9 protein-coding genes are annotated in these 17,241 nt (G+C 35.2%); 8 read left to right on the top strand and 1 reads right to left on the bottom strand.

What is annotated here, in order from left to right; genetic code table 11:
• Nucleotides 1–26 precede the first annotated feature (26 nt).
• Both EHE21_RS14865 and EHE21_RS14860 read left to right on the top strand, forming a co-directional pair.
• The gene (locus EHE21_RS14865) at nucleotides 27–3,278 is read left to right on the top strand and encodes a hypothetical protein (RefSeq protein ID WP_194951098.1); all 3,252 of its coding nucleotides are present in this window, start codon (nucleotides 27–29) and stop codon (nucleotides 3,276–3,278) included.
• A gap of 288 nt (nucleotides 3,279–3,566) precedes the next feature.
• The gene (locus tag EHE21_RS14860) at nucleotides 3,567–3,731 is read left to right on the top strand and encodes a hypothetical protein (protein ID WP_194951097.1); all 165 of its coding nucleotides are present in this window, start codon (nucleotides 3,567–3,569) and stop codon (nucleotides 3,729–3,731) included.
• Here the strand turns inward: EHE21_RS14860 and EHE21_RS14855 are convergent.
• Nucleotides 3,728–4,345, bottom strand: coding sequence for a Fic/DOC family protein (locus tag EHE21_RS14855; protein WP_194951096.1), 618 nt, complete (start codon nucleotides 4,343–4,345; stop codon nucleotides 3,728–3,730). The genes EHE21_RS14860 and EHE21_RS14855 overlap by 4 nt on opposite strands.
• A gap of 860 nt (nucleotides 4,346–5,205) precedes the next feature.
• Between EHE21_RS14855 and EHE21_RS14850 the strand changes: the two genes are divergently transcribed.
• The 6 genes from EHE21_RS14850 to EHE21_RS14825 all read left to right on the top strand — a co-directional run bounded on the left by EHE21_RS14850 (nucleotide 5,206) and on the right by EHE21_RS14825 (nucleotide 17,228).
• On the top strand, nucleotides 5,206–5,397 hold the full coding sequence (locus EHE21_RS14850) for a hypothetical protein (RefSeq protein ID WP_194951095.1): 192 nt from the start codon (nucleotides 5,206–5,208) through the stop codon (nucleotides 5,395–5,397).
• Nucleotides 5,398–5,603: 206 nt separating this feature from the next.
• Nucleotides 5,604–6,740, top strand: coding sequence for a DUF3829 domain-containing protein (locus tag EHE21_RS14845; protein ID WP_194951094.1), 1,137 nt, complete (start codon nucleotides 5,604–5,606; stop codon nucleotides 6,738–6,740).
• Between the two features lie 333 nt (nucleotides 6,741–7,073).
• The gene (locus tag EHE21_RS14840; RefSeq protein ID WP_194951093.1) at nucleotides 7,074–13,019 is read left to right on the top strand and encodes an alpha-2-macroglobulin family protein; all 5,946 of its coding nucleotides are present in this window, start codon (nucleotides 7,074–7,076) and stop codon (nucleotides 13,017–13,019) included.
• A 42-nt stretch (nucleotides 13,020–13,061) separates the two neighbouring features.
• Nucleotides 13,062–15,440 (top strand): penicillin-binding protein 1C, encoded by a 2,379-nt coding sequence (gene pbpC, locus EHE21_RS14835; RefSeq protein ID WP_194951092.1) that lies wholly within the window; start codon nucleotides 13,062–13,064, stop codon nucleotides 15,438–15,440.
• Nucleotides 15,441–15,611: 171 nt separating this feature from the next.
• A complete protein-coding gene (locus EHE21_RS14830; protein WP_088494739.1) occupies nucleotides 15,612–15,959 on the top strand; it encodes a hypothetical protein in 348 nt (115 codons plus the stop codon).
• A 51-nt stretch (nucleotides 15,960–16,010) separates the two neighbouring features.
• On the top strand, nucleotides 16,011–17,228 hold the full coding sequence (locus tag EHE21_RS14825) for a PD-(D/E)XK nuclease family protein (protein ID WP_194951091.1): 1,218 nt from the start codon (nucleotides 16,011–16,013) through the stop codon (nucleotides 17,226–17,228).
• Nucleotides 17,229–17,241: the final 13 nt, after the last annotated feature.

Below are 17,241 nucleotides of genomic sequence, written 5' to 3'. Positions count from 1 at the left end.
TTGATAGCAAGAGGAGCGCCACAATCATGAATGTACAGAAAACCAAATTTTCATCTAAAGAATTCCTAAGGCGCCGTCGCCCTGAAAAATTTTCTGATTCAACAATCAGAGAGACTGGTACTTTAGATAGAGTTGTACTGGAACACTTCCTCTCTACGCTAAATACAAGAAATCAAGAATTACAATTCGAGGATTTTGCAAAAAAAATATGTGAAAAAATAATTTGCCCTAATCTCCTTGAACAGACTGGTCCTGTAGCAGGGGGGGATGGTAAAACTGACACACAAACATACCCTGTTTCGGAACAGAATAAGCTTCTTTGGTTCGAAGGTGTTAATGATACATCAAATAAAGAACGTTGGGCCTTTGCGGTAAGTACACGTAAAGACTGGAAGAAAAAATGTCATGAAGATGTACTTAAGATAAAAGAAACAAAGCGTGGGTATACTAAAGTATTTTGCATAACGAATCAATCTGCAAAGTCCAATATTCGTTCAGAGGTCGAGGATACACTAAAAACAAAAACTGGAATAGATGTCCGTATATTAGATATTAATTGGCTATTAGATCAAATTTACAAAAACCATTTTGAGCAATTGGTTATTGATTCATTGTCAGTTCCAACACAATATAAAAGAGAAGTTATTTTTGGAGAAAATGATTATAAGAAGCATAAAAAATATGAAGAATTAACCGAGTATATTAGAGAGAAAATAAACCCTGCTGAAATTTCATATGAACAAGTAGATATATTTTTAGTAATTGCAGAGTTAAGCGCTGAACTTGAGAAACCACTAATTGAAACACAAGGTCTATTTGAAAGAGCTATAAAAATCTCAAAAAAATTCGGGACTAATCAACAATTGCTAGATGCGTATTATCAATACGCCTGGAAGTCCCATTTTTGGATGGAAGATTTTAATCTCTTCGAAGAAAATCTTCAATTAGCGTATGAAAGTATAGCATCATCAACTAATTCCTCAAAATGGGAAAAAGTTTTAAATTTAATAACCGTTCATAAAAGTTATATTAGACTTAACAACGCAACATCTACAATCGACATTGAGAATATTGAACGTAACATGCTCGCCAAACTAGATGAGATAGCTGACGATGATTCACGTCCCAGTAATGCGCTCACAGCGAGAACTCACAAAGCCATTTATAAACTGATAACGTTTTCAGATGTAGAAGATGCTTCGGTTGTATTTGAAGAGTTACATGAAATTTTTAAAAATAGTGGGAATTTAATAGGCTATCCGTTTGAGAAAAACTTCCAACTTTTGAACGAACTAGATGACATTTTTTTCGATGTAGATGCATATGAAAATTTATTAGACTATATGACTGAGCAATCTGCTGTTAGAGGTGGTGAAGTTAAAGGGGCATTATTAAATCTGCGAAGAGGTATAAAGAGGCTTCAAAATGGTCACCCTTATCAGGCAATCAAGTATTTAGGAAAATCTTTTATTCCACTCTATAAAGAGGAATCACGAGATAAATTTATATTAGCATCAAAAGCTATTGCTTATGCTTACGAATCCATTGGATTGCTATGGAGTTCACGTTCATGCTTGCTTCTATCCGCTTCTTTGATTACAGATAACTTCTGGAAGTATGATGAGATATCTTTAAAGCAGGCTGAAATTTATTATAATTTATGTCTAACAGAAATAAAACTAGGGAAATTAGCACATGCTCTTTTATGGTATGAACTGTTTTTAATAATTAACGAGAATATCAGTGATAGCTCGTTCGGCGATAAAGAAAATCAGCAAGTCGATTTTTACATAAGTCAACTCATTTTGAACACTGACCTAAAGGGAATAAATCGACAGAGTAATATCCCCGATGAACTCGATAGATTAGGCCTTTTTGTATCATCGGGATGTCTTAAATATGCTTTAGGTTATATTGAAGATTTTGAACGTGAGTACGGAGTTACTGCCGATAAAGATCATAATGATTTCTTGCAAAAAATACGTGACTTTGATACTGGATTTAATAGTAAGGGCATAAAAGATAACCATGACAAACGAGGAGTACATACATCTTTTATTTTTGGATGCACTATAGAAATTAACTTTCCGAATCGGTCACCATTTATAGAGTTTTCAACTAATGTCTTATCACTTTTAGAGGGTGCTTTTGCAACCTGTACGATTGACAACATCTATCTTAAAGAAGCATTTCTAATTATTGAAGTAATAGCAGATGACGATGATGACTTATCCTTATCACATGAAATAAATAGCAATAGTGGAAAACTAAATCTTACAATAAATTGCGCTGGTTTTGATGTAAGTGATTTTAGAATCGAGGCGCAACAAGAAATCACTAATGAATTCAAAGGATTATTATTCAATCTTCTCCCCGAATTATTTTTTATAAAAAATACAGAATACATTGAAAAAATGATCTTCGAAGATGCTGCATTCGACAGAGCAATTAGTTTTGGTGCCTGTATCAAATCTATTGAAAATGTTCTTGGTAATGATATTGATCAACAAATTAAGAAAATTTATTCCGCCAGTTCTGAAAAGAAAACTTACCCTCTTTTAAGAGATAAATCCTGGGATAGTGAATTTTCGAAAGTGTTGGAGATCGAGGATATAAAAGCTCCAACATCCGGTAAAGGAAGAATGCCTGAAGAGGAACTTAACTTCGAAAATATAACACATAAAGATTATTCCATACAAAGTCTAATCAAACCTCGTCTATGGGATAGAACACGCTGGCAAGGAGTAGGTTTCGCTCAATTAAAATCGTGTTATCCAGGATTATATCTATTATTTAAACACCCCGATATAGGTGAGGATATTTTTAAAGATCTTATATCATCAGTAGGCTTGGTAGATAGTAAAGCCAGATTACGGGTTTGTATTGTCAAGGGCATCTCAGTTAAAAACCCAACTCATTATAGAGTACTAATATCTGAAAATATGATGACAACTCCATTAACTAAAAGAATGACAATGATCAGTAGAATTAATACGATGACTCCTGATAGCAATGTCAATCTAGAAAGATTTCTTACTGCGTATCAGGCCTGTGGAAAATTCTATCTTGGATGTGATGCGATGTTAAAAAATATTGTTCCTGAGCATCCACAAAGAGATAGTTTAGGGATAGAAATGAGTACGTTAGATGTTAGGTGGGCTTGGGAAATTGGGTTAAATGATGTTGATTGTATTGGGGTTAATTTAAAAGAAGATGACCCCTATATTCCTAATGATGTAACTGAGATCCCATTATTGCAATTGATAAACAGTAAATAAAATGTTTGCCAAGAATACCGCCTCTTAAGGGGGCGGATTCTAAACAAATCTTTAGCCTCTTCACTAATACTATTAGTGTTATTGCTTTCACAATAAATTGCTGACCTACTCCCCATTGCTTAACAAGCATCGAAGTAAGTATACATTCTGAACTTCCGCTTTTCGCTCTAAGTAGACGGAAATGAAACAACGTTGTGCTGTGAAATTTTTAACTAGAAAAGTGATCTATGTTGCCATATAAAACAACGATGATAAAATGCACTATCGTCAGTTTGAAGTGAGACTACCATGAAAAAGAATGAATTAATTCAAGCAACAAGACCAACTCGTACTCAACTCATTCGTTCGGTCGCAACCTCTACGGCGATTGAAACAGGGCAAGAGTCTCGTCGCCTAGAAGAAGCAATGAAAGCTAAGCGTGAGAAGTTTGGACACTTGAAACTTGCGATTTAGTTCGCTTTCAAGGCTTCGTTAACCCAATATTTCATGGGTTCATAGTTAAGGTTTAACCCAGCGTGGATTGCTGCAATGTACTGCTCGGGATGTTGAGTCCAACTTTCATAGTCTAACGGCTGAAAACCAGCTTGTACTGCCATCACATCCGCGAGTAAACGCGATAAGCGCCCATTTCCTTCCCTAAACGGATGTATCAGAATTAACTCCACATGTACCGTGGCAATAGCTTTTATGACTTGTTCTCGGCTCATATTGGTGCAAGGCGTATACTTTGCTAGAAACTCTTTTTCAAATTGAGCAAGTAACTTTGCGACACGACCCGCAGGGGCAAACATAAAACCACCCTTGCTAATATTCACTGTACGTAATTGACCTGCCCACTCGTAAACATTCCCTAGCCATTGGCGGTGCCAACGCTGAATAAGTGATACGGTAATTTGCTCAGTGGGAAATTGTTCTTCGAAAATGACTTGATACAGTTTTTCTAACAGGACAAGCTCAGCATCATTGATATCATCAACGTTTGAAAGCCCTAGCTTGTTAGCTAGCACTTCTTCATCAGAACCATCAGCAAATTTTCCTTCGCTATTAGATACATCATATCTATTCATTTTATACTCGCCATACTTCAAGTTGCAGCGTTGTTGACTACGTTAATTCGCACTAGTCACATACTTATGTATGTGACTAGCGACTCATTTACTTGTCGCCTAGCTGCACCTTGAATTATTTAGAGTATTTACTCGCCATGTTTTAAGTTGCAGCGTTGTTGACTACGTTAATTCGCACTAGTCACATACTTATGTATGCTCCTAGCAACTCATTTACTTGTCGCCTAGCTGCACCTTGAATTATTTAGGGTATTTACTCGCCATGTTTTAAGTTGCAGCGTTGTTGACTGCGCTCATTCGGACTAGTGACATACTTATGTATGCTCCTAGAATTATTTAGAGTATAAGCGCTGGCTAGGTTAAATGAAAAATAACTACCTATAAATCAAAGAATTAATTAAGTGTAGGTTAAATTATAGGTTTTGTCGGAGAATCAATAAATATCGTTACATTTCAACGCTAACACACCCATGCATCATTGGTGTGTGGGAGTCTAAGTGTTGAATGTCAGTCATGTTGTTGTCTGTCTTAACGTATTGAATTTTGAGTTATTTGTGAAAATCTGTTGTTACACCGCATATCGTTCTATTTCACAAGCATTGTATGATCATATCACAAGGTTTCAGTTCATTGTTTTAATGATCCAAATATCTTTTTAGACCAAAAGCCAAATAATTTTACGCACTATAATATCGTTGATTCACTATTTATGACAATCTGCACTTTTCTGAAAATTCTTTATTTTTAATTTATTACATATTGATTTTAATGATATTTTATTACATTGATAAATAAAGTGGGATACCTTTCACAGACAAAATATAAATACGCAAATGACGAAAACAAGACAAGATATTTAGATGCTAAACATAAGAAAATCATCTCTTTTGCGGTACAACTCGCATAAAAAGAGTTTGCTTATCCAGCAACATCAAGATGATTATTATCGAGTATTAGGTGAGGCTGATAAACAGAGTGATAGTACCTGCTTTATTGATTTTATATTAAAGCTTATTGCTCAGGCGTTAAAAGAAGGAATTGAAAATAGCTAATATAGGATATCTATAAATTCTTTAAAAAATATTTATAAATATATAACGTTATATTTAAGTAAATATACTTTTCTGATTGACTCTAAATACTCTTATAAAGAGTATTGTTGAGATGCTTCAAATTAATTTAATAAATAATAGTCATTAATTATTAAACTCATTATAGTTTATAGTGAAGTTATTACTTAATAATATAATGAGGGATTATGAAAAAGAGCATATTGGCATCGATAATAAGTCTTTTATTAATATCAGCAGTAGGTTGTGACAATTCAAATGAAAATTCGAATACAGGCACACCTTCGCAAGATAAAAATAAAACAGAGCAAACAACACAATCTAAGCCTGATTCAAAAAACACTCAATCTGATGAAGTTCAATTTAGCCAGAAAATTGAAAAAGGTAACTTGTGGTTAGCAACGTTTAACGAAGATTTTGGCACCATCATTCAGAAAAAAACCGGCAGAATTTCGGGCACAATTAACATTAATCTTTTAGATAACACGGAGAAAGTTTTAACAAGTTTAAGTTCTGATAATGGCAAAACCCTTGATCTAACACCTTTCAAAATACTCGAAAATGAAGCAGAGACAGATCAAATAAAAAGAATGAAAGCGAATAGTGCGCTAATGCCTGTTAGAAGTACCTTCTCTATGCATTTGAGCGAATCAGGCGCCGAACGTGCTCAAGAGTCTTTCGAATTTATGAAAACATTTTCTCCTACACTCCCAGAGTTAGACGCTGTGGGGAATGCTTATGGTGAAAGTTATGTTGATCTATATAAGAAACTGCTGAAGTTGGGCGATTATCTCGTTGTAAAAGAAACATACCGCTTAGATGATTTTGCACAAGCAAGTACTTTGTATGAAGATGTGAAAAATGCTTATGCCAAACTAATCGATGAGAAAGAAAAAGCCGCTGAGGCATATGAAAACTATTACCAAGCAATGCATATTGAAGAGCTTGAATTAGTGAAAAAAGAAGGCTTGGTTGTTCGTTATCAAATTATGCAATCATTGGATACAGTAACCAATACTCTTGATTCAATGAATCCAGATAAAATTGATGTGACTGCACTCTCTGCGGCAATTACCAAAATTGAGGCACAATCAATTGAGTTAGGAAAAGTATTTGGTGATGAAGCATTGCTAAATAAAGAAAATATGAAAAGTACTGATTATTCAGTTAAAGAGTATTTAAAACTATACCAACAACTTGTTATTGAGTTAAAAGTATTAGAGAAAAAACTCAATGAGAATAAAGATATATCAGGTAGCTTAAATACAATTTCAAATGAATATAAATACTTGATAGAGAACTATAACTCTTTAATAGCGAAGTAATATTTACGCTATAAAAATGTAAATCGCACTTTAATAGTGCGATTTTTCTCGCAAAATTTATCTTTTTTACTGTGTTTTATTAAACATTAAATGATTGTTAGAAAAAGATGATACAAACTAATGCTCAGAAGAGTCTTGAAATAGAGTGGAATGCTAGGAAAAAAACATTAAGAATGTAATCTATCTTTATATAATAAAATTATAAATTAATGATAAGTATTCATTCTTATTCTGTATTCTTACTTTATTATAGTTGTGTTATCTATTTTGCTCTTTGGTTTAATTTTACTGATAAAAAATGCGTTTTTATCGGTGCAATATAGGACTATCTATATGGACGTACTGCGTTTTTTACTTTCTCTCCCTTTTAAACTGATCCGTTTATTTGGGTGGATCATTGTTTTTTGTATTCGTCTTTTAGAGAAGATACTCAGCCCATTTATAGGGAAAATACAATGGAGTACGCCCGTCTGGATTGACTTTGTTGCCCGCCATTTACGAAAGATCGAAAATGGTATAGTAGGTCACCCTAAAACCGCATTAGGTTCTATTGTTTTTCTTATTGTTGCGTCATTTGGCAGTTATTACGGTTATCACAGTTATCTCAATCGACCTGTTCCTATCGATGTCGCTCCTATCGTTGTACAAAATGTTAATGTGAAGCTTACAGGCCCTGCTCAGATTAATTATGCGAATGATAATCCTCAATCCCAGAAAATTATTTTATCTTTTTCTCGGTCTGCGGCACCTATTACGCTTATTGATAAAGAGGTAACTGAAGGTGTGACATTAACACCTGCGATTGAGGGTAATTGGCAGTGGCAAAATGGCTCGACCCTTGTATTTACAGCTAAAAAGCCTTTTGCTATGGGCAATGAATATAAAATTCAGCTTGATGAAACTAAACTATTAGCACCACAATTTTCATTGAAATCAAATAAATATGAATTTAAAACAACCTCTTTTGATTACAGTTTAGGAAATAGTGAGTTTTATCAAGATCCTCAAAATCCATCACAAAAACACGCCATTATAAAGATCTCTTTTAACGCTCCTGTCGATATTCAGAGTTTTGAAAAACGCCTTTCAATGAAATACGGCGATAATGAAAAGCTGAAATATGTCATCAATTACGATAATAAAAAATTAACGGCTTGGGTTCACTCAGAGCAATTAACGCTAAAAGACATTAGTAGCAAGGTTTTTCTTAAAATTGAACCGGGTATTGCAACAACAGTAACCGCCAATACAACATTAAAAGAAAAAACATATCATGTTGAGATCCCAAGTCTATATAGCCTTAATGTTTCAAATGTAGAGAGCGAATTAGTTGAGTCTGAAAATGGGAAAGATGCGCGGGTAATTATCATTTCATTAAGTGATGAATTAAATGAAAAAGAGATAAAAAATGAAGTTTCTGCGTGGTTATTGCCTCAACACAATTTAGAATTAGAGAATACTGACATTCGCCAAGATGAAGACGATTATTACGATTGGAACTTGAATGATGTGAGTAAAACTATTCTTGCTCAGTCAGAAAAGCTAACGCTTGAGATGAATGATAATGAGCAAGAAAATCAAGCCAATTTTGCTTTTAAATACAATGCGCCAGCTTATCGCTATATATTGGTTAAAATCCCAAGTGGGATAACATCTGTGGGCGGATACCAACTAAAAGAAGATCGTTACCAAATTGTCAGTGTGCCTGACTATCCGCAAATGCTGAACTTTGTTTCTGAAGGTGCTTTGCTTTCTATGACGGGTGACAAGCGGATCACCGTTTCTGCTCGTAATTTACCAGGGCTACAACTTGATATAAAACGAGTTATTCCAGGTCAGTTACAACACATTGTTTCCTTTAAAGATAAATACTTTACTTCAACACGATTTTCTCGCCTTAATGATGAATATTTCACGGAACACTTTACTTATCAAACAGCATTGAATAATGAAAACAAAGGTGAAATTCAATATAAAGGTATCGATTTAAGTCGCTATTTATCTGCTGATCCTAATGCTAGGCGCGGGATATTCTTATTAAAACTCTCTTCATGGGATCCTAATAAAGCATCCCAAACAGACGAAGATGAAGATGAATACTATGAAGATGATGATGACGAAGAGCTTTCTGATGGGCGCTTTGTTGTCGTGACAGATTTAGGGATCATTGCTAAATCATCAATTGATGGTTCTCGAGATGTCTTTATACAATCTATCTATAACGGTGCGCCTGTTAGCGATGCGAAAGTCTCAGTTATTGCTAAAAACGGGACAACATTATTGAGCAAAATGACTAGCGCTGATGGTCATGTCGTTTTCCCTAATCTTAAAGATTTTAGAAATGAACAAACTGCCGTTCTCTTTTTAGTTGAAAAAGATGGCGATATTTCATTTTTACCAACAGATGCTTATTACGATAGGCAACTTAACCTATCTCGTTTTGATATCTTCGGTGATGATACACCAAGAGATCCGCGTACTCTCGATAGCTTCTTATTTTCTGATAGAGGCGTTTATCGACCGGGTGAAACCTTCAATATTGGTCTTATTACACGTACCTTTGACTGGAAAACAGCCCTTGAAGGCGTACCTTTGCGTGTTGAAGTCCGAGACCCTCGTAATACATTGATGTTAAATCAATCTATGGTGTTAAACGAGTTTGGTTTCAATGAATTAAGCTATACCACATCAGAAAACTCGCCCACTGGAGATTGGAATATCTATCTCTATTTAGTTGGTAAAAATAATGAAGATGCCAGCTTATTAGGTAGCACAACGATTGTGGTTAAAGAGTTTGAGCCTGATTTACTTAAGGTTGCTCTTAATCTAACGCCAGATAGACAACAAGGATGGGTGAAACCTTCTGAATTAAAAGCTTCAATCGATGTACAAAATTTATTTGGCACTCCGGCACAAGATAGACGAGTTGTTTCTAAATTAACCTTAAGGCCAATTTATCCTAATTTTTCACGTTATTCCGATTATCGTTTTTATGAAAACCGTCGTAATCACGATAGTTTTGAAACAGATTTAGAAGAAACAACAACGAATGCCGAAGGGTTGGCCGATATTGATTTGGGGTTAACATCTTATGATGATGCCACTTACCAATTACAACTTATTTCTGAAGCATTTGATGCTGGGAGTGGTCGTTCTGTAACAGCTGCTGCGCGAGTTATGGTATCTCCTCATGATTATCTGATTGGCGTTAAAGCAGATGGAACGCTTGACTATATTAATCAAAATGCACAGCGCAATCTCAATTTCATTGCGATTGATCCGACATTAAAACAAGTTGCTCAAGAAGCATTAACGTTAGAACGCTATGAGCAAAAATACCTCTCTGTTTTAACTCGACAAGATTCAGGTGTTTATAAATATCAATCTAAACTCAAAGAAGTGTTTATTGATGATGTTTCACTTTCCATTGATGAAAAAGGAAGTTCTTTTGCATTAGAAACACAAACACCGGGTAACTTTGTGTTATTAGTCAAAAACAAAGAAGGCAGTGTACTTAATCGCATTAACTATACAGTTGCGGGTAATGCGAATGTGACTCGCTCACTTGATCGCGAAGCAGAATTACAACTCACTTTAAATAAAGACACATATAAAGCGGGTGAGGAGATCGAGATTGCCATCAATGCTCCTTATGTTGGCAGTGGTATTATCACGATAGAGAAAGATAAAGTTTATTATTGGCAATGGTTTACATCTTCAACAACAAATTCGGTACAAAAAATCCGTGTTCCTGCGCAATTGCAAGGTAATGGCTACATCAATGTTCAATTTGTTAGAGATATAAACTCTGACGAAATATTTATGAGCCCACTTAGCTATGGTGTTGTACCGTTTAAAGTCAGTCGTGAAAATTTCCAAGCTCAAATCGAATTAGAGTCACCAGATGTTATCAAGCCGGGCGATACCTTGCCGATTACGGTAAAAACAGATAGCCCACAACAAGTTGCTGTTTTTGCTGTTGATGAAGGTATCTTGCAAGTCGCTCGATATAAATTAAAAGATCCATTAGATTACTTCTTCCGTAAGCGTTCATTAGAAGTTGAAAGCACACAAATACTGGATCTTATTTTGCCTGAATTTAGCAAAATGATGTCACTGGCTTCAGCGCCGGGCGGTGATGCGGGTGAAGGTGTCGATCTCTACTTGAATCCATTTAAACGCAAGAAAGAAGAGCCAGTCGCTTATTGGTCTGGTATTACAGAAGTAGATGGAGAAGCTGTCTTTAATTACAAAGTGCCAGAGTATTTTAATGGCAAAATAAGAGTTATGGCGGTATCTGTTACACCAAATCGTATTGGAAATACGCAGCGCTATACGACTGTGCGTGATGATTTTGTATTAAGTCCACATATTCCTACTACAGTGGCGCCTAATGATGAATTTGATGTCACTTTAGGTATCGCAAATAATCTGACTGACCTTAACGGTGTTGCAACTAAGCTTGATGTGACGATAACACCAAAAGCTCAATTAGAGGTTATAGGACAGAACAGTTACCAATTAGAATTAGGTGAGAAAAAAGAAACGGTAGTTTCCTTTAGACTAAAAGCGAAGTCACAATTGGGTAATGGGGCTATCACTTTCGCAGTGAATACTGAAGGTAAAGTGACTCAAAGAACGGTGAATCTCTCTATTCGCCCAGCTTCAGCTTATCGCACTCAATCAAGCTTAGGTCGTATGGATGGTAAAGAGCAGAGTGTTACATATATTCGCCAAATGTATGATGAATATGCGAAAAGAGATGCACGAGTTTCTTACTCGCCTTTAGTACTAAGCAGCGCATTAGCGCAATATCTGGCTAATTATCCTTATAATTGTTCAGAGCAAATAACCAGTCAGGCAATACCGTTGTTATTCCATCAACGTAATCCTGAAATGAAGGCGATATATTCACAAGATAAAATTCGCACTCAACTTGAACAGACAATGGCAACATTACTGACTCGCCAAAATGGTCAAGGTGCTATCGGAACATGGCGTTCAACACCATCGACTGATCCATTTGTGACCTTATATGTCGTTCAATTCTTACTTGAGGCACAAGAGGCGAATTACCCTGTATCAGATACGCTATTACGTTCATCCAATGAATACTTAACTAAGCTTGCCGTCAATGCAGGGTTAAATAATCAAGATGAACTTAGAATGCGTGCTTTTGCCGTCTATTTGCTAACACGCCAAGGTAAAGTGACGACGGGTGAAATTGCGGCTATTCAAACGCGAATGCAAAAGAATTATCCAAAAACATGGCAAAGTGATTTAGGTGCTTTATATCTAGCGGCATCTTACAAAATGCTGAAAATGGATAAACAAGCGGATGAATTACTCAAGCCTACATGGCAAGAGCTAAGCAAAGCTTATAGCAAAGCGTGGTGGTCACATGACTATTTAGATCCGCTGATCCAAGACAGTACAAGGCTGTATTTGATTGTGAAACATTTTCCAGAAAAAGCGGGAGATATTCCGCCACAACTACTGGAAAATATGGTTATGAGCTTTAAAGAAGAGCGCTATACCACACAGTCATCAGCAATGAGTATCTTGGCATTAGAGCATTACACTAAACAGATCCAAAATATGGCAACGCCGACACAGCCATTAACTGTAAGTGTAAAAAGTGGTGAAAATTCACCAGTTGTTATTTCATCTATGACAAATGCTACTGCGATAGGCCAGTTTAAAGCAGGTATTAAAGAGATCTTATTTAATAACCCAACGAATAACGCAGCTTGGTATGTTGTGACACAATCTGGTTTTGATAGTGAACAACCTAAAGAAGCACTTTCACAAGGACTAGAAATTTCTCGTGACTATGTGAATGAAAAAGGCGAGGTTGTTAATAGTGCAACCTTGGGTGAAAAGCTTTATGTGCACATAAAAATCAGAGCGAATGCAAAACAAGGTGTGAATAATGTCGTGCTGGTGGACTTGCTACCTGGTGGTTTTGAAGTTGTACAACAATCAATGGACGACGTGGACAATCCTGAAGTCGAATGGTTATCACCAACCAGTAGCAAAGGAACACGTTGGTCACCAGAATACAGCGATATTCGAGAAGATCGTGTCATTATTTATGGTACTGCATCTCAACAAGTACAAGAGTTTGTCTACCAAATTAAAGCCACTAATTCAGGAATATTCTCTATACCGCCAGCATTTGCAGAAGCTATGTATGACAGAGAAATACAAGCATTAGCGATTGGTAAAGGTGCTATGACTGTCAACAAACCGACGCAAAATAATGGCAATGTAAAATGAAATTAGTTTGGGTTTCAAACGCTTGTTTCTGGTTTTTTTAGAATGACGAGAAGCAAGCGAGTTTTACAAAACATATTGATGGGTGGCTTTTTAGTCGCCCTCTTTTGTGTAGGATTTCGTCTTTTTCCACATCCAGCACTATCAGAAGGCTTTTTATCTTCAACTGCCTACTATGATAGCAATGGAAATTTACTGCGTTTAACACTCGCTAATGATGAACGTTATCGATTGTGGACGGATTTAGACGATATTTCGCCCTTGATGGTAGATAGCGCTATGCGATATGAAGATCGCTGGTTCTATTATCATGTTGGATTTAATCCTTACAGTTTAATTCGAGGCTTTTTTGTCAGTTATGTTTATGGTGAGCGATTACAAGGTGGTTCAACGATCACCATGCAACTGGCTCGCATGCATTGGCAATTAAATACACGTACAGTAGGAGGCAAATTTGTTCAGGTATTACGCGCTATTCAATTAGAACTCAGTTATTCAAAACATGATATTTTAGAAGCTTATTTCAACTATGCACCTTATGGGCGAAATATAGAAAGTGTTGGTGCTGCGAGCCTGATTTACTTTAATAAAAATCCTAAAGAATTAACGTTACCTGAAGCGTTAACACTTGCCGTATTACCTCAATCACCGAGTTACCGAATCGAGCCAAATAGTGATGGTATTAGTCTTTCTTTAATGAAAACGCGTAATCAGCTTTATGATTATTGGCTGGAAGAACATCCTAAAGATGCCGATTTATCTGCACTGTTTCAATTACCGCTTCGGCTACGCCAGCCTGAAAAAATACCTTATATAGCCCCCCATCTAGTCGAGCAAATTGAAAAACAGGAAAAGTTTAATCCAAGAAAACTTACAACTATAGTTACAACGATTGATCTTCCATTACAAAAACTAGTTGAAAAACAAGTTGATGCGTTTATTGAACGAAATAAACATCTTGGTGTTAAAAATGCCTCGGTGATCCTTGTTGATACACGAGATATGGGCGTTAAAGCGTTAGTTGGTTCGGCTGATTATTATAATGCTGATATTCATGGGCAAGTTAATGGTACTAATGCAAAGCGTTCACCAGGTTCAACATTAAAGCCTTTTATCTATGCATTAGGGATAGAGCAAGGCATTTTACATCCTCGAACAATTTTAAAAGATGTGCCTTCTACCTTTGGTAGCTACGCACCAGAAAACTTTGATTTACGCTTTTTAGGACCTATTTCTGCCACTCAAGCGTTAAATTACAGCCGAAATATTCCCGCTGTGTCGATAGCCTCTCAACTGAAAAAACCAACGCTTTACCAGTTTCTACAAATGTCGGGTATCAGCAATATGGCGAGTGAAAGACATTATGGACTATCTCTGGTATTAGGGGGCGGTGAAATTACAGTACAAGAATTAGCGAAGCTCTATGCAATATTAGCCAATCGAGGTCAACTTAAACCGTTAAGAATGCAAAGTACAGATGCTATTGCTAAGCCTATTCCGTTATTAAGTGAAGAAGCGAGTTTTATTACGTTGGATATGTTAAGTCAACATCGAAGACCTGATGATACTTTGGCGCAAAAATCAATGACACTACCCGTTTATTGGAAAACTGGTACATCTTGGGGATTTCGAGATGCATGGAGTAGTGGAATTTTTGGGCCTTATGTTTTAGTTGTTTGGATCGGTAATTTTGATGGTAAAGGGAATAGTGCGTTAATTGGGGCTGAAGCAGCAGCACCTCTATTTTTTAATATCATAGATAATATTGTTGCAGACTATCCGAATTTAAATGAGCCTAGATTTAAGCTTCCTGAAAATATTAAGCAAGTCGATATTTGTTTGGCGAGTGGTAATTTACCTACGCCATGGTGTCAACGGAAAGGTAAAACATGGTTTATTCCGGGTAAATCACCAATTAAAGTTGATACAATTTATCGTCCTTTAGCAATTGATAAAGCGACGGGAGAGGTTGCTTGTCCTCCATATAATGAAGATCAGGTCAAAATTGAAGTTTTTGAATATTGGCCTTCTGATTTAGCTAAAGTATTTGCTCAAGCTGGGTTACCAAAGCGAACACCACCTTCTACTGCCCACTGTAAAAATGGAGATATGGCTATTACAGGAATGCCTCCTCGTATATTATCACCATTACGTAATACCACTTATACTTTAAGGCGTACTTCATCACCAAATACGTCAATTGTATTTAATGCAACAACGGATAATGACAGCAATATTATTTATTGGTTTGTGGATGATGCTTATCTAGGAAATAGTACAAATCAGCGCTCAATAGAATGGTATCCCAAAGAGAGTGGTCGCTATCGTATTCGTGCAGTGGATGATAAAGGAAGAGCTGATACGCGGAATATTCGTGTTGATATTATTGGTGTGATTAACAAACAAGAAATCGAAGCACATTAATATTGGGGTTAAAGTCTGTAGGTTTTACTTAATGTTTTCCTTAACGCCAAAATATTAATCTCTATCGTTATCTTATTCTAACTGTTATTGCTCTATATTGTTGCGAGATTATTATTAGGTAAAATATTGAAAAATTTATTTTATCTCGCGAGCAAGGAAGAAATAACCAGCATGAAAACTAGAATTCTAAAATTAGCTTTATTAGGTGCATTAGCGTTACCGTTAGTGGGATGTGGTGATGCAACACCTAATTGTGATAGCACTGAAGCAAAGAACTTAGTGGTTGATATTACAAAAGATGAATTACGTGATCAAAAAATGGCTGCTGTGATCGATCAAATTAAGATCAAAGTAGAAAGCGTACGTACACGTGAACATGATGAGAAGAGAGATACTTACTCATGTGCTGCTGAACTTTCTTTTGAAGGCAAAGGCGGTAAAAACTCGATTCCGATCACTTATACCATTGAAAGTACAGATGACGGCAAAGAGTTTTACGTTAACGTATTTGGTTTGTAATTGATTCAGATAAAAAACCATCGTTATGATGGTTTTTTCTTAAGAGGGTATATGACTGATTTTGATAAACAGGGAGATTTTTGTGATGGATCATTAAAAAACAAATACTTAGCCATCATAAATTTAGCAAGAAATACGGTTTTAAAATATGATGAATTAGAAGATAATCTTTTATGCTCTACTAATTTAGTCGATGTTCTTAATATTAATGAAAATAAGCATAGTATTATTTTAAAGAAAATATTAAATAATAAAAAAGGTAATGAGTATAAATTTATCCCTTCTTTTTTAAAACGGGTTTTAAAGAAAGAAATTATCTTTAATTATAAAGAACTAAAAATTAAAACAGAAAAGAATCGAGTTGATATTAGTATTGAAGATGGATTTTATGCAATTATAATAGAAAGTAAAGTTTGTAATGCGCCAGATCAAGAACGACAATTAGAAAGATATATTGAAAAATTTATCTCTGATGGGTATAAAGAAGAGAATATTTTTGTTTTATATTTAACGGGATATAAAAAAGAAGGTTACCTGCCTGAGAGTCTTGGTAAGTATAAAGAGAGTAATAAGGTTTATTTTAAACTTTCTTCATTTGAATGTGAAATATTAATGTGGTTAGAAAAAGATGTTTACCCTCAGATAAATAAAAACAATAAAGTTTTTGATTCTTTTGTGTATCAATATAAAGATAGCCTGAAAATTAAATTTCTAAATAAATATGAAAAAGAAAAAAATAAAATGAATGATGAAATAAATGACTATATTCTTAATGCAATAAATGTATCTGATAATTACGTTGATGACGGAATTGATGAAATAAAAAAGATCATTAATGATACAGAATCATTAAGAAAAAACTTAAATACTCTCTTAATTAGAGAAATAGAAAGAGTTTTTACTTTATGGGGAAATAAAATAAAAAATGGTTATCCTCAGTTAGAATTTTCAGATGACAACTGTGAGATAAATGAAAAGTATATTGGTGTTTTAATCGATTATAATAAAAATAAATTTTCTGTTGCTATCGAAAAAGATAGTTCGAATATTTATATTGGTGTGAAAGTTCATTCTTATAAAGAACCAGGACTTAATGAAGAAATTGCTAAACTATTAAATAACGTATTTGATGCCTCTTATAAAATAGGAGTAAATTATTGGTATGGATGGAAATATATCGATGATTATGGGCAGGTTTACTCTAATTTTGAATTGTTATTGAACAAGATAAACCAAGAAATAGAACTGCTATCTGAGAATAAAAAGTAGATATATAAATACC

It is taken from the genome of Proteus sp. GOKU (assembly GCF_015475555.1).
Taxonomy (GTDB): Bacteria; Pseudomonadota; Gammaproteobacteria; order Enterobacterales; family Enterobacteriaceae; genus Proteus; species Proteus mirabilis_B.
The sequence above is the reverse complement of the archived record's forward strand: the minus strand, read 5'-3'. Positions and strand labels throughout refer to the sequence as shown.

Coding starts and splice junctions, on each gene's coding strand:
- EHE21_RS14845 (WP_194951094.1), top strand. CDS start 5,604: ATGAAAAAGAGCATATTGGCATCGATAATAAGTCTTTTATTAATATCA.
- EHE21_RS14855 (WP_194951096.1), bottom strand. CDS start 4,345: ATGAATAGATATGATGTATCTAATAGCGAAGGAAAATTTGCTGATGGT.
- EHE21_RS14865 (WP_194951098.1), top strand. CDS start 27: ATGAATGTACAGAAAACCAAATTTTCATCTAAAGAATTCCTAAGGCGC.
- EHE21_RS14825 (WP_194951091.1), top strand. CDS start 16,011: ATGACTGATTTTGATAAACAGGGAGATTTTTGTGATGGATCATTAAAA.
- pbpC (WP_194951092.1), top strand. CDS start 13,062: ATGACGAGAAGCAAGCGAGTTTTACAAAACATATTGATGGGTGGCTTT.
- EHE21_RS14850 (WP_194951095.1), top strand. CDS start 5,206: ATGCTAAACATAAGAAAATCATCTCTTTTGCGGTACAACTCGCATAAA.
- EHE21_RS14860 (WP_194951097.1), top strand. CDS start 3,567: ATGAAAAAGAATGAATTAATTCAAGCAACAAGACCAACTCGTACTCAA.
- EHE21_RS14830 (WP_088494739.1), top strand. CDS start 15,612: ATGAAAACTAGAATTCTAAAATTAGCTTTATTAGGTGCATTAGCGTTA.
- EHE21_RS14840 (WP_194951093.1), top strand. CDS start 7,074: ATGGACGTACTGCGTTTTTTACTTTCTCTCCCTTTTAAACTGATCCGT.